Here is a 22,714-nt window from a genome sequence, read left to right as displayed (position 1 = left end):
GGCTGCAAGCTATTAAGAGATAGAGACCGCATCATCATGGAAGGCGAAACAGACAACTCATCATTTGAACTCCTCGACAGCGGCGGCGGGCGTGTGCTTGAAAAGCTCGGGGCGCTGGTGTCCTCCCGCGCCTGCCAGCCAGCTTGGTGGCGGCGCAAACTTCCTGGAGCGGAATGGCGCAAGGCCGTGGAACTGAAGCGTGAGTTGAAGGAGCCGCTGAAACTGCGCATCGGAACGCTGCGCTTTTTGCTTTCTCCCCTGGGTGGCGTGCGCGGCCTGGCTCCTGAATTGCAGGAACTGTGGGGCAAGGTTGGCGCGCAGTGTTCCGCCTTTGCCGTGCAGCAGCGCCGTCCGGCGCGTGTACTGCATCTCTTTGGCGGGGCCGGCGGTTTCACGCTCGCAGCTGCGCAGGCCGGTGCGGCAGTGGCCCATGTGGATGTTTCGGCAGATGCGATCAAACGCGCGCGTGAGCACGCTGCGCTCAACACGCTGGCCAATCGGGACATCCGCTGGGTCGTGGATGATCCGGTGAAATTCGCGCAGCGTGAGCGCACACAAACGACCCGCTACGATTTGATCGTGATTGATCCGCACACACCCAAGGATGCCAAGCGTGGCGGCTTTGAGCTTGAGCGTGATCTCGGCGCCTTGCTCAGCACGGTCAGCGGTTTGCTGTCCGACAAGCCCATTGGCGTCCTGCTTTGCTGCCGTCAGGGGGCGGTATCGTCCACGACATTGCAGAATCTCATGCGGCAGGAATTCAACGTTTTTGGCGGTGCCGTCGAGAGCGGGGAAATTTTGCTCAAGGGGGCTGAGGGGGTGCCTGCGGTGCCGAGTGGAGTTTTTGCCAGCTGGCGCAAAGCAGCTTGAGGAAAAAGAGCGTGTAGTTTGTCCTGACCATCTGGCCTGCTTGAAGCCAGTGCATAGTGCGACTATCAGCGTGGCTTAAGCGCATTTGAATAAATACGAAATAGAGGCGCTTGGGAACGAGGGAAGCTTTGAAGGTGGAAATGACAGAGGTGCCAGATCCTTCAACCAGTCTCATTCCTCAAGTCCATGAAAACCAAACAAGTGGCTCGCCGCCCATCTGGGTTCAGTCTGATTGAACTCTTGGTTGTGATTCTTATCATCGGTTTAATCGCAGCGATCATCGTGCCGAATATGGGGTCTCTTTCAGGAGAGGCGGACAAGGTGAAAGACAAGCGCAATGCGCAGAATATCATACTGGCCTACACCACGGGTGTGGCGGCGGGGGTGGTGTGGCCTGAAGGAGATGTGGCAACCCAGGTGGCCGCTGTGATCGAAGGACGAAAACCGGCCAGTGGTTCACTGGCCAGCATGATGTTTCAGTCGTCCGTTGCTCCTGACACCGTGCCAGGGACGTATCTCTACATTGGCATCAAACCCAGTGGAGAACTGTTCTTTGATTCCTCAGGTGGGCAGAATCCCGCCGGTCATTGAGTTGAGCGGGGAAATCTAACAGACGGCAACTCATGGTTAAAAACCGCGCAGGGCGGCGTTTAAACATCTCCATGAAATGTTTTCTTTTTCTCTTCCTGTGGGTGGCCGCCGCTCATGCGCAGCTCAGTCCCAATGGTGCCACAGCCTCTTTCAAAGGCAGTCTGCCGCCCAAACCCACAGCGGCGTTTTCAGCAGAGCAGGAGGCGGGCATTGCCAAAGAGCTGGCGGCGGTGATGAAGTCCTTCCAGGCAGTGAAGAAGCACCCGCGTGCCGCTGATGCAGACATCTTTCTCAAGGCGGTGAGCTACGCACTGGAGTTCGACGAGTGGTATGACAAAAAGCCGGAGGACGGCGTGAAAAAGGCGATGGCGCTGCTGGATGAAGCCAAGAAGCGCATTGCAGCACTCGGAAAAAATGAAACGCCATGGATGATCGGCAGCGGACAGAAGGTGCTGGGCTTCTATTCCAAGATCGACGATTCACCGCAGCCCTATGGAGTGGAAGTGCCTGAAGGCCTTGAGTTTGGCGCGGGTAAAAAGCCGGTGCCCATGTGGATCTGGCTTCATGGCCGCGGTGACACCTCCACGGATCTGCCGTTTGTGTATTCGAAGCTGATGGCGAAGAAGCCGGGGCAGTTTCAGCCGGCGGGCACGATTGTGATTCATCCCTTCGGACGTTACTGCAACGGCTGGAAGAGCGCGGGTGAAACGGATGTTTTTGAATGCCGTGATGACGCCATCAAGCGCTTCAACGTAGACACGAACCGCGTGGCGCTGGCGGGCTTCAGCATGGGCGGCGCAGGGGCCTGGCACATGGGCGCGCATTACCCGGACCAGTGGGCATGCGTGCATACGGGTGCGGGCTTTGCGGATGTGAAGCGCTATCAAAAACTCACGCCGGAAAAGTATCCGGTCTGGTATGAGCAGACGCTGTGGGGTGTGTACGACGTGCCGGACTATGCGCGGAATTTTTTCAACGTGCCGCTGATCAGCTACAGCGGCGAGGTGGATGCGCAGCGTGATTCGGCGGAGTACATGATGGAGGTGCTGGCCGGGCAGGATCTGCACCCGCCGCATCTCATCGGCCCCGGCATGCCACACAAGTATCATCCTGAAACGATCAAAGAGGTGCAGGCATGGATTGAAAAAGCTGTCGCCAAAGGCCGCGATCTGTTTCCTGACGAAATCCACATCCAGACCAAGACACCGCTCTATGGCCGCGTGAAGTGGCTGAACCTGCACGGCATGGAGGAGAGCTGGAAGGAGGCACGGCTCGATGCCAAGGTCATCGACGGGCAGACGATCGAGATGAAGACACAGAATGTGACGCGTCTCGTGTTCTATCCACCACCGCAGGCACGGAAGGGCGGGGGATCGCTCCAAGTGAACATTGATGGCACCACTCTGAAACTCACGGTGGGTCCAGAGTCGCCTAAATTTGAGACCTTCATGAGTCCTGGTCCGAAAGTGGCGGGAGCTTTCTGCCGACTGATCAAGGAGAACGGAGTCTGGCGTGATTTTGGCAATGCTGAGCCGTTTCAGCACGACACACCCGCTGGAGGCAAGCCGGGCGCCCATCCAGGGCCGATGGATGCGAGCTTCATGAAGCGCTTTCTGGTGGTGCTGCCAGACGGAAAATCATCGTCTCCTGCAGTGGATGAATGGGTGAACGCAGAGGCGGCGCATTTCCTCAAACGCTGGAAGGGCCTCATGCGCGGCGAAGCCCGTGTGGTGAAGGCCTCGGATGTGGGAGACATCTACGAAGCAGGCAAAACGCAAAGCCTCATTCTCTGGGGCACGCCAGAATCCAATTCTTGCCTTAAGCAGCTTGCCAAATCGCTGCCGGTGCAATGGGACGCAAAGAAAGTGGACATGGGCGGGCAGTCGTTTGACGCGAAGACCCATGTCCCTCTCATGGTTTATCCCTGTCTGAAATCTCCGGGCTTTGAAGCGGTGATCAACTCCGGCCTCACATTCCGTGAGGCGCATGACAAGACCAACTCACTGCAAAACCCCAAGCTCCCCGACTGGGCCATCCTGGACATCACGCAGCCGCCGAGTGCCGAGTCTGCCGGCAAGGTGGTGGCTGCGGACTTCTTTGATGAGCACTGGCAGGTGAAGAAGAAATAGCACCTGCGCACGATCAAGCCGAGCGATTGCGCGGCATGCAGGGTGGCAGCGGCGGGTACAACATGTCGAGTGTTGATTCGCGCAGCCACCCGCTCAGGGAGGGCTGATTCACGCCTAGCCGCTTGGCGATGTCTTTGCAACTTTCTCCCAGTCGGATCCGGGAACGTGCGGCGGCGACGATGGCGGCCTTTTCAGCAGGGGAGTAACGTGATGGGCGGGGCATAGTGTTGTCGTGTTTGAGGGTGGCTGAGCCGTCCTTCCTTTTAGCAAATCCGAGCCCATCACCCCTGGTCTCGCAGTCCCCAAATCGCGCAAAGCAGACGCAATTTGTGCATGCTGGCTAGGCTGCCGCACGAAACGCTGCTGGTCTGCCTTCCAGCATTTCAACACCGGTAAGATCTGCGCCGCAGAGGTCTGCACCCAGCAGGTTTGCCCGAATCAGACGTGTGCCGCTGAGGTCTGCTCCACATAGGTTTGCGTTGGCAAAATTGGCCCGCCGCAGGTCGGTGTCGTGGAAGTTCACTCGGCGCAGGTCCGCGCCCAGAAGCTGTACCCCGGTGCATTTGGCTCCGCGCAGGTCTGCTCCTTCGAGATTTGCCAGGCTGAGATCTGCGCCGTTGAGATTCGCACCTCTGAGGTCGGCCAGGCTGAGGTCCGCGCCCCGCAGATTTGCCAGGCTGAGGTCAGCCCCGTTGAGATTCGCCAGGTGCAGATCTGCCTGGGCCAGATTGACTCGCCGCAGATCTGCGCCGCCGAGGTTCGCCTCACTCAAGCAGGCGGATTGCAGGCCTTCATCCAGAAGAAAGCTGTTCCAGGCGTAGGTCCCTTGTTTTAGAACTTCCAGACATGTTGTCTTTTCCATGCAACAATTTTCACCCAGTGCCAAAGCCGGTAAAGGGGCGCATTGTAATGTGTTTGTGCGCTGTTTACGCTTTTGTCACACTTGGGCCGACTTGGGAAGCGACTACAAAAAGAGACGCGTTTCGCAGGTGCGCCGCACGTATCCTTGTATCATGCTCACATCGTATTTTTCTCCCACCATGAACACACTCACACGCCGTTTCTTCCTTCCTGCTCTCGCTGCCACGCTTCTGCTCGGCACCGCTGGTGCACGCGCTGCTGCTGGCGGAATTCAAGATGACGGAGCCTTCTTTTCCGAGTTTGCCAAGGTGAATGCCACCGGCACGATCAACGACGTCTCCGCCCGGCTGCACAAGGACATCGCTGTGCAGACCTTCGCCACAGTGCCTGAAGACATGAAGGCCACGGTGATTCATCCGGACAAGGCCGCCACCAACCGTGGCTTTTCCCAGTGGGCGGAACAGCTCGCCCGCACCAAGAAAGTGAACGGTGTCTTCATTCTGCTCGTCAAACAGCCTGCGCATCTGCAGGTGGTCGTTGGCACTGACACTCAGCGTCAGGCTTTCACACTGACGGACCGGGTGACGCTGATTCAGCGCATGCTCGAACAGCTGCGGAATAAAAAGAATGATGACGCGCTGATGTATGCCGTGAACTTCATTTCCACGACCATGAGCGCGCATCGCAACGGCGCTGCTGCACCTGTCAGTTCCAAAACGCGCGCCTTGCAGAAGGAGGGGGGCTCATCATCCTGGCTTCCCACGATCGGCATCGTGCTGCTGATCTGGGTGGGATTCAGCCTCATTCGCGGGCTCTTCCGCTCCATGTCCGGAGGCGGCGGTGGTGTCGGCGGCGGCATGGGGCAGCCTGGCTATGGTGGCGGCGGAGGCTTTTTCCAAAACATGATGGGCAGCATGTTCGGCGCTGCCGCAGGCATGTGGATGTATGACAATTTCTTTGGCTCGCACAGCTCTGCTTCTTCCTTGGGGGCTGATCCCACGGACACCTCCCACAGTGACGGCGGCTTCTCCGGCACCGATACGGACTACACCAGCTCAGGCGGCAGTTTTGGCGATGACTCCGGCGGCGGTTTCGACAGTGGTGGTGACTCGGGTGGCGGCGACTTCGGCGGTGGCGGTGACTTTTAATCCGCCACCTTGCAGCCATGAGTCGTTACGCCAGCAATCAGGATGTGGTGCGCTTCTTTGCCGCCCACAACATCGAGGTGACCAACGTTCGTCGTGAAGGGGCTGTGCGCCACTTGTGCGTTCAGTCCCGGCCGCTCACACTGCCCATGGATGCCAGTCCGGACGAGTGCCTGCGCCGGGTGCGCGAGGGCATGGCTGCGCCAGCGTCGGCGGAAGGCAAATAGGGATCACATCAAACTCAGCAAAGCTTCGCGCACCTGCGCCTGCCATTTGCCGAAATAGGCCAGACGGGCCTGGAGGATTTGCAGGTCGGCGAGGGCGGTGGTGTCGCCTGCGCTGAGGCGGGAGTCAAAGGCGGGTAGGTCTGCCAGCAGGGCGGTGCGCTCGGCATCGAGCGTGGTGCCGAGGGCTTCGAGATTCTCACGCAGCCGCATTTCATCCGGAGCCAGCAGGGCCTTGGCGAGTGCTGAAGTGGCGGTCTGTTTGCGCTTGAGAAAAGCAGCGACGCTTTGCAGTGCCGGGCCCAGCTGGCCAAAGAGCGACATCATCGCGTCGTCGATGGGAATGGCACGCCAGGGCACGGCATGCAAATCCAGCAAATGCTTGATGCGTTTCTCGGGTGCCTGAAGCGTTTCGTAGGCGTTGTTGATCTCAGCGGCGTGAGAGGCATCGCCACCGGGTTGATCGGGGTGAGCGCTGCGGCTGGCTGCCAGCCAGGCCTGCTGCAGCGCCTCGGCATCGAGTGCGGCAATGCGTGGCAGGCCGAGGAGGGCAAAGGCGTTCGACATCGGTCTCAGGCGGAGAAGCTTTCGCCACAGGAGCAGGTGACGACGGCATTGGGGTTCTTCACCTTGAACCCACCGCTCTGGATGTCGTCACTGTAATCCAGTTCGGAACCGGAAACGAAGAGGGCGCTCTTGGGGTCGATGACGACGCGCACCTCGCTGGAGGTGACCATGATGTCTCGATTGGCCGGGCCATCGACAAGATCCATCTTGTACTGCAGGCCGGAGCAGCCGCCTCCGACGACGGCCACGCGCAGGGCGCCGTTTTCAGCGCGGCCCTGCTTTTTGAGCAGGCCAAGAAGACGGTTGGCGGCGTTTGGCAGCACCTTGATGAGCTTTTCATTGCCAATTTTGAAACTTGGGGCGACGGCGGTCATGGGGAGAGATAGATAGCGCAGAGGTGGACGAAAGAAAGCAAAGGGTCGCAGTGTCAAGCGAGCAGGGGATTTCTATTTTGCCTCATCCGTGGATTGTGCTTGCCTCATCAGCCGATTTTTGAGACGTAAGAGGGACAACTTCAATATCCCCATGAGCGAACTCGAGGTAATACCTCTCCCCTTGCAACTCTTCACCCTGAAAGATGGGCTCGTCTCCAGTGACAGCGGTCAGGAAGCCGTGAACAACTTCGCCGCTGATTTCCAAGGGCTCCGGCACTTTGGACTGAAGGTGGGCGAGTGCCTGGAACTCGGAGCCCCATGGATGGGGACGCTGCAAGAGGATGATTTCACCCTGAACTTTGCCTATTTCGACTCCGGCACGGATGCCAAAGATCCCGGTGCTGGCGCCCACATCGGCGAACGCGTGCCGATGTTTGAACTCCTCACCCGTGCCAATTCCTTGGAGGCATAAACCATGGCTGCATCTATCACACCCTCCCTACGGTCTGCCCTCGAACGTCTGAAGCATGCTGGTTCGGTCAATGGCCTGCTGCTGTGCTGGCGGCGGCAAATCCTGATCAACCTGCTGCCCTTTGAGGAGTTTCGCGCCGAGCGTCTCCTGCAGGCCCTGCATGACGCGCGTGCGCACTTTGGCAGTGGCGGTGACCGTGACGTGAAAACGTTTTGGTTTGGCTATGAGGGGGTCTTCGTTCTGGCCTTGTTTCAGGGCGAGTGCCTGCTCATCACATTGCACACGCATGCCTCGGAGGTGGATTTTTTGCGCCGCGCCGGGCTGACCTTTCTGGAAGACACGCAGCTCCTGGTGGATGCGCTGCTCCAGCCTTCGCCAGACGATGAAATCAGCCGGGTGGAAACACAGCCGCTGAGCAACCTCGACAACGATGGGCATCCGCCTCAGTCAACCGGCCTGACGAAGATCATCCCTCGGTATTCTTGAGGCGGTATTAGCACCCTGCCGGGCGATGTCTGATCGTTGCATTCATTAGGGGCTTCCTAATGGCCTGCTGATGGGGTGGGTAATCCGTCCTTTCGCTGAAAGGTTTGCCTTTCCCGTGCCGAAATCTCAGCTCTGTTTGCAAACACTCTCTGTACCTATGTCTGACCCAGCCGTTTCTGCCTTCTCACGTCGTCGTTTTCTCAATGCCAGCGGTGGAGCACTCCTCGCTCCGGCAGTTTTCACTTCCGCGGGAAGCTTGCTCGCGCAGCAGAAGGCGGATTCGAACGAGACATTGAAGATCGGCCTCATCGGGTGCGGTGGCCGTGGCACCGGGGCGGCGGCGCAGGCGCTGGGCGCGGATTACAATTCGAAGATCGTCGCCATGGCCGACGCGTTCGACACGCAGATCGAGAACAGCATCAAGAATCTCTCCGCGAGTTTTCCAGACCGTGTCGATGTGAAGCCGGACAAGAAATTTACGGGTCTGGATGCGTATCAAAAGCTCATCGACTGCGGCGTGGATGTGGTGCTGCTTGCCACTCCGCCCGGGTTCCGCCCTCTGCACCTCACCGCAGCGGTGGAGGCTGGGAAGCACATTTTCTGCGAGAAGCCGATGGCGGTGGATGCTGCTGGTTATCGTGTGGCCCAGGCGGCGGTTGAGAAGGCGAAGCAGAAGAAGCTCAACCTCGTGGCTGGCTTCTGTTGGCGCTACTCCACCAGCCGCATCGAATGCTACAAGCGCCTGCATGAGGGGCAGATCGGCGACATCACCAGCATTCTGGCGACTTATTACGCAGGCCCGGTCAAAGTGATGCCGCCTGCGGCAGGACGTCCCGCCGGCATGGGGGATGTGGAGTGGCAGGTGCGCAACTGGTACAACTTCTCCTGGCTCAGCGGTGACAGTCTCGTGGAGCAGGCGGTGCACAGCCTCGACAAGATCTGCTGGGCCATGAAGGACACTCCTCCTGTCAGCGTCATCGCCACTGGCGGGCGCCAGCGTCAGGCGGAAGGCGGCAACATCTTTGACCACTTCCACTGCGCCTTCGAATGGGATGGCGGCATTCTTTGCCACATCACCAATCGTCAGATCAACGGCTGCCACAACGAAGTCATCGACAACATCCAGGGCTCCAAAGGCAAGCTGGTCATCGGCAAAGGTTCCGCGCCATTCATCGACGGCGAAAAGCGCTGGCGCTGGCGCGGTGAGGAAAAGAACATGTACGATCTGGAGCATCAGGCGCTCTTCAATGCCATCCGCAAAGGGGAGGTCATCAATGACGGTGACCGCATGATGAGCAGCACGCTGATTGCCATCATGGGCCGTGAAGCCGCCTACACAGGGCAGAAGATTCTTTGGAAGGAAGAGGCTGCACCTGCGGATCAGGGCGGAGGGAAGGATAAAAAATCCGCGCGTGTGGCGCTGGCGATGCTGTCCTCCAAGCAGGACCTCGCGCCTGACAATCTTCAGTTTGGCGACAAATTTGAGCCCACTCCGATGCCGGTGCCCGGGGTGACGCAGTTCACTTAAGCTCTCAGCGTCTGGTGCGAAGTTCCTGGCGCAGTTGCTCGACTTCATCGAGCAACTGCGTGAGCATTTTGAGGCCGCTGAGATTCATCTCGCAGGCTTCGCGCAGCGCCTCGATGCGGCGCAGCGTGCGTATGGTCTCGTCATCGAAGTCCGGATGGATGATGCCATGTTCCTGATACTGTACGATCGTCTGCGTGGAGACACCGGTCGTCTCGGCGAGGATTTCCAGCGAGTAGGTTTGAGGTGTGGAGTCGCTCATGTCAGGCGCGTGGGTTGAAGGTGGAGGCGCTGCGCAGTTGTTCCCACAGCGTGCGCTCGGCATCGATGAGCTTGGTTGGCAGCACGATCTGGAGTTTGACGAAGAAATCGCCGCGTTCGGCGGACTTGCCTTTGGGCAGGCCGCGACCGCGCACGCGCAGGCTCTGGCCATTTTCGCTGCCTGCGGGGACGCGCAGTTTGATGGAGCCGTCGAGTGTGGGGACGATCACCTCCGCGCCCAATACGGCCTCCCATGGCGCGAGGTCCAGGTCGTGATGGACATCGGCCTCTTCGGTGGTGAATTCTGGATGAGCGGCGTGGCGCACACGCAGGTAGAGATCTCCTGCCTGGCCGCCATTGTGGCCGGGTTCGCCCTGGCCGGGGACGCGAATGCGGCGTCCATCGGTGGCACCGGGCGGGATGCGCACTTCGAAGCTGTGCGTCTGCACCGCACCGGTCTGGCGGTTCACGGTTTGCAGTGAAATCGGCCGCTGGGTGCCGTGCATGGCTTCCTCTAGAGTGACAAGGATGTCGCCTTCGATGTCATGGCCACGACGAGCGCGGCCTTTCTTCGGGGCCCCGGTGGGGATTTCCTCTTCGAAGCCCTGAGGGAAGCCATAGCGGCTGCCCCCACTGAAGTATTGTTCGAAGAAGTCGCTGAAGCCAGTGCCACCAAAGTGGAACTCCTGTTCATGGCTGCCTGCTCCTTGCGGCGGAGGCCTGAAATTTCCCTCGTCCTGCCAGTTGGCACCCAGGGTATCGTACTTCCTGCGCTTCTCCGGATCGCTGAGCACCTCGTTGGCCTCGTTGATCTCCTTGAATTTGGCTTCGGCAGTTTTTTTGTCCTTGGCGGTGTCGGGATGGTAGAGGCGGGCCAGTTTGCGGAAGGCCTTCTTGATCTCGTCCGCGCTGGCATCGCGGGCGACGCCGAGCGTGGCGTAGTAGTCTTTAAATTCGGCGGGCATGATGTGGAGTATTTACGTCGCGTAGTGACATGTCGTTGTGAATCGTGCTGCATTCTTTGCAGTCAGCGCCAGAAGGCCAGTATGGCCGCGCCACCCGCGACTGACATGAGCAGACCGAGCAAGGCTGGTTTGATGTAAGCCCGTGAACCGAGGGCGATCACAAAGAACATTTTGAAACACAGGTTGGCCATGCCGCCGACGAGAATCATGCGCCAGGCGACGGAGGTTTCAAGGTGTCCCGTGTTGACCAGTCGTGAGGTGGAGAGCGTGATGGCCGACATGTCCGGCAGGCCGGAAAGAAAGGCTGCCACGTACAATCCTGCGGAGCTGTTGTGCTGGCGGGCATAGGCCACGATGACCAGCACCAGTGCATACAGCAGACCGAGGACGACGGCATTTTTCAGTTCGGACGGCGGATGCTCATCCACGGGTTCTGAGTCGGCATTTTCTGCAAGGCGATGTGCGACGGCGGCGATCAGCCCGACCCAGAACATCATGGCAACGAGTGGCGGGAGAAGCTCTCGAATGTGATCGGAGGCGACGATGATCACCTCCGCCAGCAGACGCACAAAAGCCACGGCGGAGGCAATCAATGCCATGGAGGCTAGTGACAGGCTGCCTGCACTGGAGATTTTGCTGCGGCGTGCGCTGCTGGCTGTCGTGGCGGTGCTGGACACCAGCCCGCCGAGAATGCCCGCCACCGCAGCTCCTTTGGAGCCTCCCAGAAATTTTTCAGCCATGTAGGCCGCGAGGCTGATGCCCACGATGAGCACCACGATGAGCCAGATGGCGAAAGGATTTAGCACACCGAGGTAGCCCATCTCGCGGTTTGGGAGCGCGGGCAGAATGACGAGACCAAGGAGCACGAGGCGTACGATGGCGCGCAGTTCCTCCTCACCGAAATGCCGCACCATGGCATGCAGCCCTTTTTTGCTTTGGAGCAGCGCCATGACTCCGCCTGCGATCATCACGGCCAGAAGCCGCTCTCCGAGCATGGTGATGATGCCCACTGCAAACATCACCAGCATCGCCATTTCGGTGGCGAGGCCGGAAACCGGCGGGCGTTTTGCCTGCCGCAGCCAGCTGCCCAGCACCACAATGCAGGCAAAGGTGATGAATCCTGCGGCAATCACCCAGCTGCCATAGGCATTTCCCAGGAGACCGGTCAGCGCGCCGAAGAGCGTCAGCAGGGCAAAGGTGCGGATACCTGCGACGCGATTCTGCACCCATTCGCGCTGCAAGCCGACGAGGAGCCCCAGCCCGATGGCGGTGCCGAGGGATTGCAGCAGTTCCGTGGTTTCAGGCAGCGGGGTGGGCATGGCAGTAAAACGAAGTCTCAGGGAGACTTTACACGGACTTGCCATCGTCGCCATCCCAGTCCAAGAAAAGGACTCCAAGCCACCAACCATGTCCATCTGGAACTACGCCAACCCACAGCTCAAAGACCTCGTCGCTTACGAACCCGGCAAACCCATCGAAGATGTGGCCCGTGAACGCGGCTTGAAACCGGAGGACATCATCAAGCTCGCCTCCAACGAGAACCCTCTCGGGCCGTCGCCCAAGGCCATCGTGGCGATGCAGGAGGCCGTCAAAGAGGTCAACATCTACCCGGACGGCGCTTCGTGGAAGCTGCGCAATGCGCTGGCGGAAAAATTCGGCCTGGAAATGGGCAACATCATCATGGGCTGCGGCTCCAATGAAGTCATCGAATTCATCGGCCACGCCTTCCTCAAGCCCGGCGACAACATCATCACCGCCGAGCACGCCTTCCTTGTCTACAAGCTCATGGCCAAGGTGTTCGGTGCTGACACCATTGAAGTGCCAGATCCCGGCTATGTGCATGACCTCGATGCGATGGCCGCCGCCATCACGCCGAACACGAAGGAAGTCTTCATCGCGAATCCGAACAATCCCACGGGCACGCTCGTCACGCAGGAGCAGATTGACCGCTTCATGGCCAAAGTTCCCGCGCATGTCGTCGTCGTGTTCGACGAGGCCTACTATGAGTTCCTCGACAATCCGCCGGACACGCTCAAATACGTCCGTGAAGGCCGCAACGTCGTCGTGCTGCGCACCTTCTCGAAGATCCAAGGCCTCGCAGGCACGCGCGTCGGTTACGGCATTGCCAACAAGGAACTCATCGACGTGCTGCAGCGCACGCGGCAGCCTTTCAATCTCAACTCCATCGCACAGGCAGGCGCACTGGCAGGCCTGCTCGACGAAGAGCACCAGAACAAGACCAAGGCCATCACCGACGAAGGCCGCGCCTACCTGCAGCAGCAGTTTGGCGACATGGGCCTCGAATACATCCCGAGCTACGCCAACTTCGTCCTCGTCAAAGTCGGCGATGGCAACGCCGTCTTCAAATCCATGATGGACAAGGGCGTCATCGTCCGCGCCATGGCCGCCTACAAGCTCCCCGAATGGGTGCGCATCAGCATCGGCACCATGCCGCAAAACGAGCGCTGCATCGAGGTGCTGAAGCAGGTGCTGGGGAAATAGAGAGGGCTTGCAGAATGCATTCTGTGGCGCACACTTTGTCTCCATGACGCTGACGCTTCAGATTCCTGACGAATTCGCGGCCTTCCTGCCGAGCAAAGCATCCGATATGGCTGCTGTGCTCTCCGCTGGATTGAGGTCATGGCAAGGTCGCAAAACCGGTGAAATCCAGGCATTGGATGACGTCATCGAGACTCTGGCTGATCTGCCTTCTGCTCAAGAGGTTCTGGCGCTGCATCCTTCCGAACAACTGGCCGAGCGCACCGCATACTTGTTGGAGAAAAAACGTCAGGAAGGTTTGGGGGATAGTGAGCAGGCGGAGTGGGAACAGATCATGCGCGTTGAGCATCTCGTGCGCATCGCCAAGGCCAGAGCCCGAGTGAAATTGCAGGCGGCATGAGCACTGCGCATATTCCGGCAGAACTGCGCCGTCAGGTGCAGGCCAGAGCTGGAGGATGTTGTGAGTATTGTCGAGCTCCGGCAGAACTGGGCTTTCACGCACATCAGGTGGACCATGTCATCGCTCAAAAACACGGCGGGGAGACCGTCGCAGAAAATCTCGCCATGTCATGTATCGCCTGCAATCAGTTCAAGGGCAGCGACCTGTCCTCTCTGGATCCAGCCACCAAGGAGCTTACTGCGTTGTTTCATCCACGCCAGCAAGTCTGGCGGGATCATTTTGAACTGCGCGGACTGTTTATCATTCCCAAAACAGCCGTGGGGCGCGTCACAGTGAACCTGCTGCAGTTTAATGCTCCAGAGCGGATCATTGAACGTGAATGGTTCATAGCCGCCGGGGCGTTCCCTGATATTGTCCAGTGATGTGAAGTCATGGTTTTCACCGCACTGGTGTGAACAGCGACTTGTGAATGCAGCAAATGCGGATTGAATGCCGCATGATGCTGAAACTTTTGCCATCGAAGATCGCATGGATGTCTTGTGTGCTGGCAGGCTGCCTGCCCAGCACGATCATGGCTCAGGTGGAAACGGTGAAGCCTGCGATTCCCACCATTGAGCCCGGGTTGGATCTGGCGGTGAAGTGGCCTTGGCAGGTGGAGCCTTCTGATGCGGCTGCGTGGGGCCTGCCTGTTGACGTGCCGGTGGAAGCTCCTGTGGCAAAACCCGGTGGACAAACCGCTTCTGAAACGGGGGCCAAAGCGCCGTCTGCAACCAAGGTCGCTCCCAAAGGTCCACCCGCGACGATGATCGAACACGTGGTGGCCAAGGGGGACTCTCTCACCAAGATCGCGCATGCCAATGGCGTCACGGTGGACCAGCTCAGGATTTTCAACGATCTGAAGAACGACAGGATCGTCATCGGTCAGGTAGTGAAAGTTCCGGGGGAGAGTGACATCAAGGCAATGATCGACGCCGCAGTCGCCGCCGAAAAAGCCGCAGCCAAGGCTCCGGCCAAGGAGAAGCCCAAAAAAGCACCCTCTCCCGTGAAGGAGGAGGCGCCGGTATTGATCGCCACCAAACCTCACCGCGCGCTGCCACCTGCGGCCTGGGGGGCTGCATCTTTGGTGCTCATCCAGGCTTTTCTGGACCGGCAGGGATTCACCATCGGTCCGATTGATGGCACGGCGGGGCCGGTGTATGACGCGGCGTACAAGGCGTTTGAAAAAGCACATCCCGGAGAGCTGCACACTCCTGAAGGCCAGCCCTCCGCAGCCATGAAAGCCATCGGCGGCCCCTACGTCGAGTATGTGCTCACGGCAGCGGACATGCGCTGGATTTCACCTCATCCCGGCAGTGCGGCCACAGGCAAGTCGAAGGTCAAGGCCGTGGAGCCACCACCCACCTTTGAAGAACTGACGCATGAGACTTTCATGGCCTACCGCTCTGGCTGGGAATTTGTGGCCGAGCGCTTTCATGCTGCCGAGTCATTCCTGCGGCACATCAATCCCGGCGTCAAAAATCCCAATGTTCCCGGTGCAGTGTTTCTGGTGCCGAATGTGATTCCATTCGAAATCGAAAATGCGCTGTCGGAGCCGATGCAGCCTGCGGCCGATCCTGCAGCGCCAGTCACCGCCAGCATGCTGGGAGTCAGCCGGTTGATTATTCGCCGGGGAGATGCTGTTATTGCCAGTATGCCGGTCTCAGCGGCGCGCCCCGGATTGCATGGGCGCAAGACGTGGAAGATTCTCGATGTGGTTGCGCGCCCCCGTCTTTCCAGCACTGGCGATCCTGCGGCACCCATGACTGTACCCTACCGGCTGTCTGCCGGCCCTAACAATCCAGTGGGCATAGTCTGGATCAATCTGGCCAAGGGCAGTGATCCCAAACCGCTGCCCTACGGTCTGCACGGCACCAGCATCCCCGGTATGATGACGAAGCAGGAAAGCATCGGCGGCTTTCGCATGACGAACTGGGACATCGCCCGCGCTGTGCGTCTGCTGCCTGCGGGCACCGAATTGAAGTGGGAGTAAAGAGCTGTGGATGTTCGCGTGGCACGAGCCTCCGGCTTGTGTGTTCTGCCATTGCCGCTGCAAGCGTGACGCTTGCACTACGGATCAGCGCTTCGCGCGGCGTCTGCGGATGGCGAGAACATCCCGTGCCATGCGGAACGAGTCACGGATCAAATGCACATGGCCGCCTGGAGTTTCGTGCCAGGCGATGGATGCCTCCTCAAACTCGCAGCCGCTGTCATGCAGGGCGGCGAGCAGTTCCACATCAAAGGCAAAGCCATGAATGCGCAAGGTTGGGGCGATGCGCAGATAGGCTGCGCGCGGCACGAATTTGAGCCCGCACTGACTGTCGTGAATGGGGATGCGCAGCAGTGTGGAGACCAGCGTGCCAAAAATACGGCCCATGAGCCGGCGCTTCCACTGTCGCTGTACCTTGGAGCTGGTTTGATCCCAGCGGGAGGCAAACACCGCTGTCAGGGGGGCTGGTTGCAGGCGGACACGGCGGATGAGATTTTCGACTTCGGTGGCAGAGCAGGAGCCGTCAGCATCCACGAAAGCGAGCCAGTCCACCGGAGGGGCCTGATCCCAGCCGGCATACACGGCACCGCCTTTGCCCAAATTCTTCGGCAGAAACATCGGAGGGAGCAGGTGTTCGTTTTGGTGGCAGAGAGGGGTGATGATCTCCCGCATTCGGTCAGTCTCCGCCGCATCTGAGCCGTCTTCCACGACCTGAATGCTCACACCACCCAGCGCATGCGTCACCGCGCACAATTCCGTGAGGAACGGTCCGATGCGCCCGCTTTCCTGATAACAGGGAATCACGAGATGAACGGTGGCTGGTGGCATGAAAGGACTGATGACCGATGTTCGGCAGAAACCATGGACGGTAAAAGCTAAATCCGTGGAGGCGGCGCATCTTTTGTACGGCTGCGATGGTCTGGTATTGCGGAGCAGTTGGGTTCTGTGGCTTTATCGTGGACACATCCACCATGCGTTTTCCGCACTTCATTTTCGCACTGCTGCTGGTGCTGCCTGCCTGCAGTTCGACGAATCGCATGCTCAAAGCGCAGCCGGTCGGTCTGTCGCCGTTTTTTGAGCAGCCATGGCTGGCGCAGGATGCGCGCGCCCAGCTAGGGTTTCAAAAAATCTGGACCACGCCTGATCCGCAGCTGCTCGCGCAGGGAAAGGCCAAGCGAAAACTCTACATCGCTCCTGTGACGCTGCATTATTTGCGACCGCTCAACCGGGCATTTTCTTCCGGCGAGGTAGCCTGGGGCGGAGTGCAGCGCCAGGAAATGGATGTGGCGGTGCGCCTGCGTGAGGAGTTTGTGGCTGCCTTTCGTCACTCGCCGACGCCACTCTACCGGCTCGTGAACCAGCCCGGCAAGGATACGCTGACGCTGCAACTCGCCATCACTGAACTCAATCCCACCAGCCCGAAGGGAAACGCGGTGGTCACCGTGCTGAAGTTTGTGGTCACGCCTGTCATCGGACTGGCGGCTTATTTCACCAAAGGCAACATGGCCATCGAGGGCAAGGTGGTGGACTCCGTGTCAGGCCGGGCCTTCTTCCAGTTCGCGGACAACGAGAGCGACAAGCTGACTTTCATCAATCTGCGGGATTACCAGCCCTACGGCCATGCCGTGAACACCATCCGCTACTGGGCCACGCAGTTTGAGCAGATGACACGTTCTCCGCGCGGATGGAAGGTGAAGGATTCGGGCTCCTTCACGCTGCGGCCCAATTGACAACCACCTCTATTTCCTGCCGAACAGCCTGGAGAAGAAGCCGCGCTTGGGCTCGGGCGGGGGTGGGGCAGGGGCCACGGGCTGCGCCTTGGCGATCACGACCGGACGCGGCTCAGGGGCCGGGCCTTCAATGATCACCGTCATGCCCTGGGTGATCTGTTTCACCAGCCGTACCACGTCCCAGTTGGCCGTGCGCATGCAGCCATGGCTGGAACTGCGACCGATGCTTTGCGGCGAATTCGTGCCGTGAATGCCGATGCCCGGACGGTTCAGGCCGATCCACATGACGCCTACAGGGTTGTTCGGGCCGATGGGCAGTTCGTAAAAGTTTCCGCTGCGCACGCCGTACTCGAGCACGCTTTTGTCCCAGCGGAAGGTGGGCAGCTGCGTGATGCCAAGAATACGCCAGGTGCCGGGCGGTGTGGCGAGGTGGCCGCTGCCGGGGGTGATGGGCAGGCTGGCCAGCAGCTTTTCACCATCCCACACATCAAGCACCTTTTCCCGGGTGTCGATCTTGATGACACGCGTGAGAAATTCCGGCACCTCCGGCAGCTTGGGAATTTCCGTGAGTTCTTCGATGATGAAGGGCTGCACCGCAGGGACTTTGACCACATCGCCCGGTTTGAGCGCGCTCATCTTCAGAGGCTTGTTGATGAACTCCAGCAGCTCCGGAGCGCTGTGAAAGCGCTCGGTCAGAAACTCCAGCAGGGAGTCGTAGGGCAGGTACTTCTTTTTGCTCTGCGCGGACGGCTGCCGGGGCACCTCGCCGACGAATTTCAGGTCTTCCTCGCGGATGGTATAGGTGGTATAAATCTCCGGCACGCTGGAGAGGTCCAGCGTGTTGGTTTCGACCTCGCTCTCAGGCATGCCATGAGAACGCTGGTAACGCTTCAGAGCCTTCGTGGTGAACTCACCGGGGCGGCCATCCAGCTTTCCCGGTCCAAAGAGCTGCGTATCCAAAAAGATCTGCAGCCGCAGGATGTCATCGATGGGTTCAGGTGCCTTCGGCAGCGGATCAGGGATCACCGCCGATGCGGAGGCGCAGGCCAGGAAGACCAGGGGAAGAAGACGAGAAAACAGAGGGTTCATAGGGACTTGAAAAGCCTGCCGCATCTGCGGCGGCCTTTCGGGGAACTGAGCACTGCAAAAAGTATGGTTACGTCCGAGTCCGCAAGTAAAGATGCGCTCCATCTGGCAAATGCGCGCAGAAAGGGGGCCATTCTGGAGGCCGAAGGGCGCGAGTGGTCAGTATACTCTGGGCTCTGGGTGCGGTGCCTGGCCGGATTTACCCGCGCACCTGCCCGCTGCCATCCACGAGATATTTATAGCTGCACAGTTCGGCCAGGCCCATCGGCCCTCGCGCATGCAGCTTGTCCGTGGAGATGCCAATCTCGGCACCGAAGCCGAATTCGCCACCATCATTGAACCGTGTGCTGGCATTGTGCAGGACGACGGCGCTGTCCACTTCATGCTGGAAGCGTTCGGCGGCGGCGCGGTCCTTGGTGATGATGCTGTCCGTGTGGTGGGAGCCGTAGCGGTTGATGTGCGCGATGGCTTCGTCCAAACCGCTGACGGTTTTGGCGGCGAGGATGAGGTCGAGGTACTCGGTGCTCCAGTCTGCCTCCGTCGCTGGATGCGCTGCCACGCCGAGATGCTGGAGGGCTGTGGCGTCCGCATGGATTTCGACCCCGGCCTCGTAAAGACGCTGCCCGATGAGCGGGTAAAAGGTGGCGGCGAGATCCTCATGCACCAGGATGGTTTCGAGGGCATTGCACACGCCGGGCTTCTGGCACTTGCTGTTGACGATGATGTTCGCGGCCATGTCGAGATCCGCATCCACATGGACATACACGTGGCACACGCCGTCGTAGTGCTTGATGACGGGCATGCGCGCGGTGGCCACGACTTTTTCGATCAAGCCTTTGCCGCCGCGTGGGATGATGAGGTCGAGGTACTGATCCATCTGCGCCATGTGCTCCACGCTGGCGCGGTCAGTGAAGGGGATGAGCTGGATGCTGTCGGGCGGGAGTCCGGCGCGTTCGCCGCCAGCCTGCAAGGCGGCGGCGAGAGCACGGTTGCTGTCGATGGCCTCGCTGCCACCACGGAGGATGGTGGCGTTGCCGGTTTTAAAGCAAAGGGAGGCGGCGTCCGTGGTGACATTCGGGCGTGACTCGAAGATGATGCCGATGACGCCGATGGGTACGCGGACTTTGCGAATGTGCAGGCCGTTGGGGCGGGTCCAGTCGGTGAGCTTTTCACCCACGGGATCGGGCAGCAGGGCGACCTCGCGCACGGCATCGGCCACAGCTTTGAGGCGCTTGGGATCGAGCGTGAGGCGGTCGATCATGGCCTTGCTCAGTCCATTTTGCTCCGCCCGGGCGAGGTCGAGGGCATTGGCGGCCAGGATGGCATCCTGACGGGCCATGATCTCGTCAGCCATGGCCACGAGGATGGCGTTCTTCTGCTCGGTGGTCAGCTTGACCAAGGCATAGGAGGCTTCACGGGCACGGCGGCCCATGTCGAGGATGGCGGACTTGATTTCGGAATCGGTCATTGCAAAAAGTAGGGGGCAGCTGGGACGGTTGCACGGCTGGGATGAATCAGCAACCGGGACGGTTGCGCCGGGTGTTTACTTGGAAGGAACGGCTCCTTCGGGGATTTGGACGTCTTTGCCCTGCAGATGGCGGGCATTGAAGGCAAACATGCGTTCGAAAAGCGGACCGCTCAGGAAGACGTGGCCGCCATCCGTGCCGGTGAGAAGAGTGGAGGGGACGTGCGCTGCTTTGAGGGCGGCATCAAATTCCGTGGCCTGGGAATAGGGGACGAGGGTGTCCTTGTCCCCATGGATGATGAGGAAGGGGGCGTCGTCCGGAGTGATGTAAGTGACCGGTGAGGCCTTGCGGCCCTCTTCTTGGCGGTCCTTCAGCGGTCCGCCAATCAGCTTGGCCAGAGCTCCTTTGGGATCGTCAGGGTCAATGACGCTGCCTTTGCCACCGAAGGTGAGGAAATCCGACGGGCCGCAGAAGTCGAGCACGCAGGAGACGCGGCTGCTTTGGTCCAAGTGTTGGCCGAGCTCCCCTTCGAGTTCCTTCACCCCGCCGGTGACGCCGAGCATGCTGACGAGGTGTCCGCCTGCGGAGATGCCAAAAACGGAGATCTTGTCGGGGGCGAGGTTGTATTCCTTCGCATGGGCGCGCAGCCAGCGGATGGCGGCTTTGCAGTCAAAAATCTGCGCAGGCCATGGGGCCTGGTTGGTCAGGCGGTAGTTGATGCTGGCCCCGGCGTAGGGCGTGCCTCCTTTAATGAGTCCCAGCAGCACATCCGCCTCATTCTTGCTGCCATCTTCCCAGCCGCCGCCATGGATGTAAACGACCAGCGGGTGCGGCTTGTCCGTCTTGGCCTCAGGCAGGTAGAGGTCGAGCATCTGGCGCTGATTGCCTGAGCCGACATAGTCGAGATCCCGCACCGCGCGAAAACCCGCCGGGGGAGTGGAAATTTTCTGACATTGAGCCAGCAGTGGGAAGCTGAGAGCCAGAATGAGTAAAAAGCGCATAATGCGGTGTCCTTTAGTCTGGGGGAAGGGGCAAAACAAGGGCCGTCAAGGGGCGGTGAGACAACTGCGTTGCCACCTTGACGCAAGCTTAACCAGAACTTACTATCCCGGCGATGAAATTCCCCCTCCACGCCCGCCTGCCAGTACTTCTGGCATGTGCCGTTTCATTTCTTGCTTTGACGACTCCATCCTCTGCGCTCTGGCCATTCTCTGGCAAGAAGGACAGAGTGGTGCCTGTGGACAGCGAGCGTGAGTCGCAGGAACTTGCCGCCTCCGCCATGCTGGCGCAGGCCCGTCAGGCGGAGAACGCTGGCAAAGTCGGCAAGGCGCAGGGCCTGTATCAGGCGATCGTGAAGAAATACGCCTTCACTCCGAGCGCGGCGGAGGCTTCCTTCCACAATGCCGTCATCATCCGCCACAATGGCAAGATGGATGATGCGTTTGAAGCGTTCCAGACCTTCATCCAGTCCTACCGCGACAGCCCGCATTTCAGTGAGGCCATTGAGAAGCAGTATGAGATCGCTGAAGAGGCGAAAGGCGGCAAAAAGCAGCGAGGGATGCTGCTGATCAGCATGAAGATGAACTCGTCTGAGGTCATCAAATTCTACGAAAAGATCATCAAGAACGCCCCCTTTGGTAAATATGCCCCCCTGGCCCAGTTCAGCATCGCTGAAATCCAGCAGGATCTGAAGGAGAAGGACAAGGCCGTCGCGGCCTACAACAAGGTGGTGGAAAACTATCCTCACACCTCACAGGCGGCTGAAGCCCAGTTCCGCATTGGTTCCATCAGCAACATCGCTGCACAGCGCAGTGAAGACGCCTCCAACCTGCTGGCCGCACGTGATGCCTTGCGCACCTACATCGCCACCAATCCCGGAGGAGAGCGCAAACAGGAGACTGAAATGATCCTGCATCAGGTCAACACAGCCGAGGCCAATCAATCGCTCACCGTGGCCAAGTTCTACCAGCGTGTGGGCAAAACCAAGGCCGCTGCCATCTACCTCAATGAGGCGCTTAAGTTTGGTTCCCCCGAAGTTTCCGCCCAAGCGCGCACCATGCTGGCTGAACTCGCCGCCGCTGATCCTGCGGGTGTGGAAGATGCCAAGAAAGGACCGGGTCAGGACTACACCTCGCTGACAGCGGAGAACTTGAAGGCGCGTGATGATTATGTCGGTCCGCTGGCTCCCGAGCTGGCCCGCCTCAGCCAGAAACCGAAAATGCGCACGGGAGACGAAGGCTTCGTGCCGATTCCTTTGCAGGAGCCGACGCTGCCGCTCCGTCCCGGTGCCACCACGCCTGGAGCAGGCTCCCTGCTCCCGCCTGTGCCTGAGACTGAAAAGCCCGCACTGCTGCCTGTGCCACCTTCTCCAAGTGTGCCTTCCATGCTGCCGCGCGCACCGGGTTCGGCGCTGCCTGCGCCGCCAGTTCCGCCTGTGCCTTCCACGACGAAGCCTGCGTCATAATTCTTGCGCGGGCATTGCAGCACTCCATTACTGAGCTGGGTCACTTCTTAAACTATTTGGATGAAATCGCTTTTTCTTCTGCTGGCAGCTGGCTGCCTCCTGCTCTCCGGTTGCGCGGGCTACACTTTGGGCGCACAAAAACCTGCCCACCTCCGCCACATCACCAAGATCGCGGTCCCTACCTTTGAAAACCTCACGCTGGAGCCCCGCCTGGCCTCGCTTGTGACGAACGCGGTTATCAAACAGCTGCAAAACCATGGCTCATATCAAATCGTGGCCAAAGGCGAAGCTGAAGCGGTGCTGCAGGGAAAAGTTTCGAACATCAACCGCACGCAGTTCCGTTCTGACCTGAACAACGTCCTGCGCAGCTCGCAGATCATGGCCACTTTGACCTGTCTGTTTACCATCACGGACACCGCCTCTGGCAAGGTGCTCCATTCCGGCAACGCCACCGCTGATTCTTACATCATCCTCGAGGCGAATCTTCAGCTGTCAGAAACTCAGCTCTTGGAAGACGCTGCTCAGCGTCTGGCGAACAATCTCGCGGACCAGGTCTCCGAAGGCTGGTAATCA

Annotated in this window: 26 protein-coding genes; 15 read left to right on the top strand and 11 right to left on the bottom strand. The window is 59.6% G+C overall.

What is annotated here, in order from left to right; genetic code table 11:
* Nucleotides 1-36 precede the first annotated feature (36 nt).
* From AC24GY_RS19940 to AC24GY_RS19930, 3 genes are all read left to right on the top strand, one after another.
* Nucleotides 37-870: a class I SAM-dependent methyltransferase gene (locus tag AC24GY_RS19940; protein ID WP_487686632.1), complete on the top strand. Its 834-nt coding sequence runs from the start codon at nt 37-39 to the stop codon at nt 868-870.
* Nucleotides 871-1,056: 186 nt separating this feature from the next.
* Complete coding sequence (locus AC24GY_RS19935) at nt 1,057-1,461, top strand: prepilin-type N-terminal cleavage/methylation domain-containing protein (protein ID WP_487686631.1); 405 nt, start codon at nt 1,057-1,059, stop codon at nt 1,459-1,461.
* A 71-nt stretch (nt 1,462-1,532) separates the two neighbouring features.
* Nucleotides 1,533-3,590, top strand: coding sequence for a prolyl oligopeptidase family serine peptidase (locus AC24GY_RS19930; RefSeq protein ID WP_487686630.1), 2,058 nt, complete (start codon nt 1,533-1,535; stop codon nt 3,588-3,590).
* A 13-nt stretch (nt 3,591-3,603) separates the two neighbouring features.
* On the opposite strand, the gene AC24GY_RS19925 is transcribed toward AC24GY_RS19930, so the two are convergent.
* Both AC24GY_RS19925 and AC24GY_RS19920 read right to left on the bottom strand, forming a co-directional pair.
* On the bottom strand, nt 3,604-3,813 hold the full coding sequence (locus tag AC24GY_RS19925; RefSeq protein WP_397381936.1) for a transposase: 210 nt from the start codon (nt 3,811-3,813) through the stop codon (nt 3,604-3,606).
* Nucleotides 3,814-3,930: 117 nt separating this feature from the next.
* On the bottom strand, nt 3,931-4,452 hold the full coding sequence (locus AC24GY_RS19920) for a pentapeptide repeat-containing protein (RefSeq protein ID WP_487686629.1): 522 nt from the start codon (nt 4,450-4,452) through the stop codon (nt 3,931-3,933).
* A gap of 178 nt (nt 4,453-4,630) precedes the next feature.
* Here AC24GY_RS19920 and AC24GY_RS19915 point away from each other — a divergent pair, with 178 nt between their 5' ends.
* Both AC24GY_RS19915 and AC24GY_RS19910 read left to right on the top strand, forming a co-directional pair.
* Nucleotides 4,631-5,599 carry a hypothetical protein gene (locus tag AC24GY_RS19915; protein WP_487686628.1) on the top strand — a complete coding sequence of 323 codons (969 nt, stop codon included), beginning with the start codon at nt 4,631-4,633 and terminating at the stop codon, nt 5,597-5,599.
* Between the two features lie 17 nt (nt 5,600-5,616).
* Nucleotides 5,617-5,823 carry a hypothetical protein gene (locus tag AC24GY_RS19910; RefSeq protein WP_422322082.1) on the top strand — a complete coding sequence of 69 codons (207 nt, stop codon included), beginning with the start codon at nt 5,617-5,619 and terminating at the stop codon, nt 5,821-5,823.
* 3 nt (nt 5,824-5,826) lie between these two features.
* Here AC24GY_RS19910 and AC24GY_RS19905 read toward each other — a convergent pair whose 3' ends face one another.
* Together AC24GY_RS19905 and AC24GY_RS19900 are read right to left on the bottom strand one after the other, a co-directional pair.
* Nucleotides 5,827-6,387, bottom strand: coding sequence for a hypothetical protein (locus AC24GY_RS19905; protein WP_487686627.1), 561 nt, complete (start codon nt 6,385-6,387; stop codon nt 5,827-5,829).
* Nucleotides 6,388-6,392: 5 nt separating this feature from the next.
* Nucleotides 6,393-6,761 (bottom strand): HesB/IscA family protein, encoded by a 369-nt coding sequence (locus tag AC24GY_RS19900; protein ID WP_395731794.1) that lies wholly within the window; start codon nt 6,759-6,761, stop codon nt 6,393-6,395.
* Between the two features lie 151 nt (nt 6,762-6,912).
* Here AC24GY_RS19900 and AC24GY_RS19895 point away from each other — a divergent pair, with 151 nt between their 5' ends.
* From AC24GY_RS19895 to AC24GY_RS19885, 3 genes are all read left to right on the top strand, one after another.
* Nucleotides 6,913-7,233: a hypothetical protein gene (locus AC24GY_RS19895; protein WP_422322085.1), complete on the top strand. Its 321-nt coding sequence runs from the start codon at nt 6,913-6,915 to the stop codon at nt 7,231-7,233.
* Nucleotides 7,234-7,236: 3 nt separating this feature from the next.
* The gene (locus AC24GY_RS19890; protein WP_487686626.1) at nt 7,237-7,719 is read left to right on the top strand and encodes a hypothetical protein; all 483 of its coding nucleotides are present in this window, start codon (nt 7,237-7,239) and stop codon (nt 7,717-7,719) included.
* A gap of 157 nt (nt 7,720-7,876) precedes the next feature.
* Nucleotides 7,877-9,247, top strand: coding sequence for a Gfo/Idh/MocA family protein (locus AC24GY_RS19885; protein ID WP_487686625.1), 1,371 nt, complete (start codon nt 7,877-7,879; stop codon nt 9,245-9,247).
* Between the two features lie 4 nt (nt 9,248-9,251).
* Here the strand turns inward: AC24GY_RS19885 and AC24GY_RS19880 are convergent, their stop codons facing one another.
* The 3 genes from AC24GY_RS19880 to AC24GY_RS19870 form a co-directional block, all read right to left on the bottom strand.
* The gene (locus tag AC24GY_RS19880) at nt 9,252-9,506 is read right to left on the bottom strand and encodes a chaperone modulator CbpM (RefSeq protein WP_487686624.1); all 255 of its coding nucleotides are present in this window, start codon (nt 9,504-9,506) and stop codon (nt 9,252-9,254) included.
* Between the two features lies 1 nt (nt 9,507).
* Nucleotides 9,508-10,470, bottom strand: coding sequence for a DnaJ C-terminal domain-containing protein (locus AC24GY_RS19875; protein WP_487686623.1), 963 nt, complete (start codon nt 10,468-10,470; stop codon nt 9,508-9,510).
* 62 nt (nt 10,471-10,532) lie between these two features.
* Nucleotides 10,533-11,789 carry an MgtC/SapB family protein gene (locus AC24GY_RS19870; protein ID WP_422322090.1) on the bottom strand — a complete coding sequence of 419 codons (1,257 nt, stop codon included), beginning with the start codon at nt 11,787-11,789 and terminating at the stop codon, nt 10,533-10,535.
* Between the two features lie 88 nt (nt 11,790-11,877).
* On the opposite strand from AC24GY_RS19870, the gene hisC reads away from it, so the two are divergent.
* The 4 genes from hisC to AC24GY_RS19850 all read left to right on the top strand — a co-directional run bounded on the left by hisC (nt 11,878) and on the right by AC24GY_RS19850 (nt 15,398).
* Entirely contained in the window at nt 11,878-12,972 is a 1,095-nt protein-coding gene (gene hisC, locus AC24GY_RS19865; protein ID WP_461523622.1) for a histidinol-phosphate transaminase, read from the top strand.
* A 43-nt stretch (nt 12,973-13,015) separates the two neighbouring features.
* Entirely contained in the window at nt 13,016-13,369 is a 354-nt protein-coding gene (locus AC24GY_RS19860) for a hypothetical protein (protein ID WP_487686622.1), read from the top strand.
* Nucleotides 13,366-13,791: an HNH endonuclease gene (locus tag AC24GY_RS19855; RefSeq protein WP_487686621.1), complete on the top strand. Its 426-nt coding sequence runs from the start codon at nt 13,366-13,368 to the stop codon at nt 13,789-13,791. The genes AC24GY_RS19860 and AC24GY_RS19855 overlap by 4 nt, the downstream gene beginning before the upstream one ends.
* A gap of 74 nt (nt 13,792-13,865) precedes the next feature.
* On the top strand, nt 13,866-15,398 hold the full coding sequence (locus AC24GY_RS19850) for a L,D-transpeptidase family protein (RefSeq protein WP_487686620.1): 1,533 nt from the start codon (nt 13,866-13,868) through the stop codon (nt 15,396-15,398).
* An 84-nt stretch (nt 15,399-15,482) separates the two neighbouring features.
* On the opposite strand, the gene AC24GY_RS19845 is transcribed toward AC24GY_RS19850, so the two are convergent.
* A complete protein-coding gene (locus tag AC24GY_RS19845; RefSeq protein WP_422322094.1) occupies nt 15,483-16,223 on the bottom strand; it encodes a glycosyltransferase in 741 nt (246 codons plus the stop codon).
* Between the two features lie 143 nt (nt 16,224-16,366).
* Between AC24GY_RS19845 and AC24GY_RS19840 the strand changes: the two genes are divergently transcribed.
* Complete coding sequence (locus AC24GY_RS19840) at nt 16,367-17,125, top strand: DUF3313 family protein (RefSeq protein ID WP_487686619.1); 759 nt, start codon at nt 16,367-16,369, stop codon at nt 17,123-17,125.
* Nucleotides 17,126-17,134: 9 nt separating this feature from the next.
* On the opposite strand, the gene AC24GY_RS19835 is transcribed toward AC24GY_RS19840, so the two are convergent.
* The 3 genes from AC24GY_RS19835 to AC24GY_RS19825 form a co-directional block, all read right to left on the bottom strand.
* On the bottom strand, nt 17,135-18,214 hold the full coding sequence (locus AC24GY_RS19835; protein WP_487686618.1) for a L,D-transpeptidase family protein: 1,080 nt from the start codon (nt 18,212-18,214) through the stop codon (nt 17,135-17,137).
* A gap of 196 nt (nt 18,215-18,410) precedes the next feature.
* Nucleotides 18,411-19,679, bottom strand: a complete 1,269-nt coding sequence (locus tag AC24GY_RS19830; protein WP_487686617.1) for a glutamate-5-semialdehyde dehydrogenase — start codon at nt 19,677-19,679, stop codon at nt 18,411-18,413.
* A 75-nt stretch (nt 19,680-19,754) separates the two neighbouring features.
* Nucleotides 19,755-20,678 carry an alpha/beta hydrolase fold domain-containing protein gene (locus AC24GY_RS19825; protein WP_487686616.1) on the bottom strand — a complete coding sequence of 308 codons (924 nt, stop codon included), beginning with the start codon at nt 20,676-20,678 and terminating at the stop codon, nt 19,755-19,757.
* Nucleotides 20,679-20,791: 113 nt separating this feature from the next.
* On the opposite strand from AC24GY_RS19825, the gene AC24GY_RS19820 reads away from it, so the two are divergent.
* Together AC24GY_RS19820 and lptE are read left to right on the top strand one after the other, a co-directional pair.
* Nucleotides 20,792-22,141, top strand: coding sequence for a tetratricopeptide repeat protein (locus AC24GY_RS19820; protein WP_422322099.1), 1,350 nt, complete (start codon nt 20,792-20,794; stop codon nt 22,139-22,141).
* Between the two features lie 60 nt (nt 22,142-22,201).
* Nucleotides 22,202-22,711, top strand: a complete 510-nt coding sequence (gene lptE, locus AC24GY_RS19815) for an LPS assembly lipoprotein LptE (RefSeq protein WP_422322100.1) — start codon at nt 22,202-22,204, stop codon at nt 22,709-22,711.
* Nucleotides 22,712-22,714 lie beyond the last annotated feature (3 nt).

The organism is Prosthecobacter sp. Pr1, from assembly GCF_057652315.1.
This window is presented reverse-complemented; position numbering and strand designations above follow the sequence as displayed.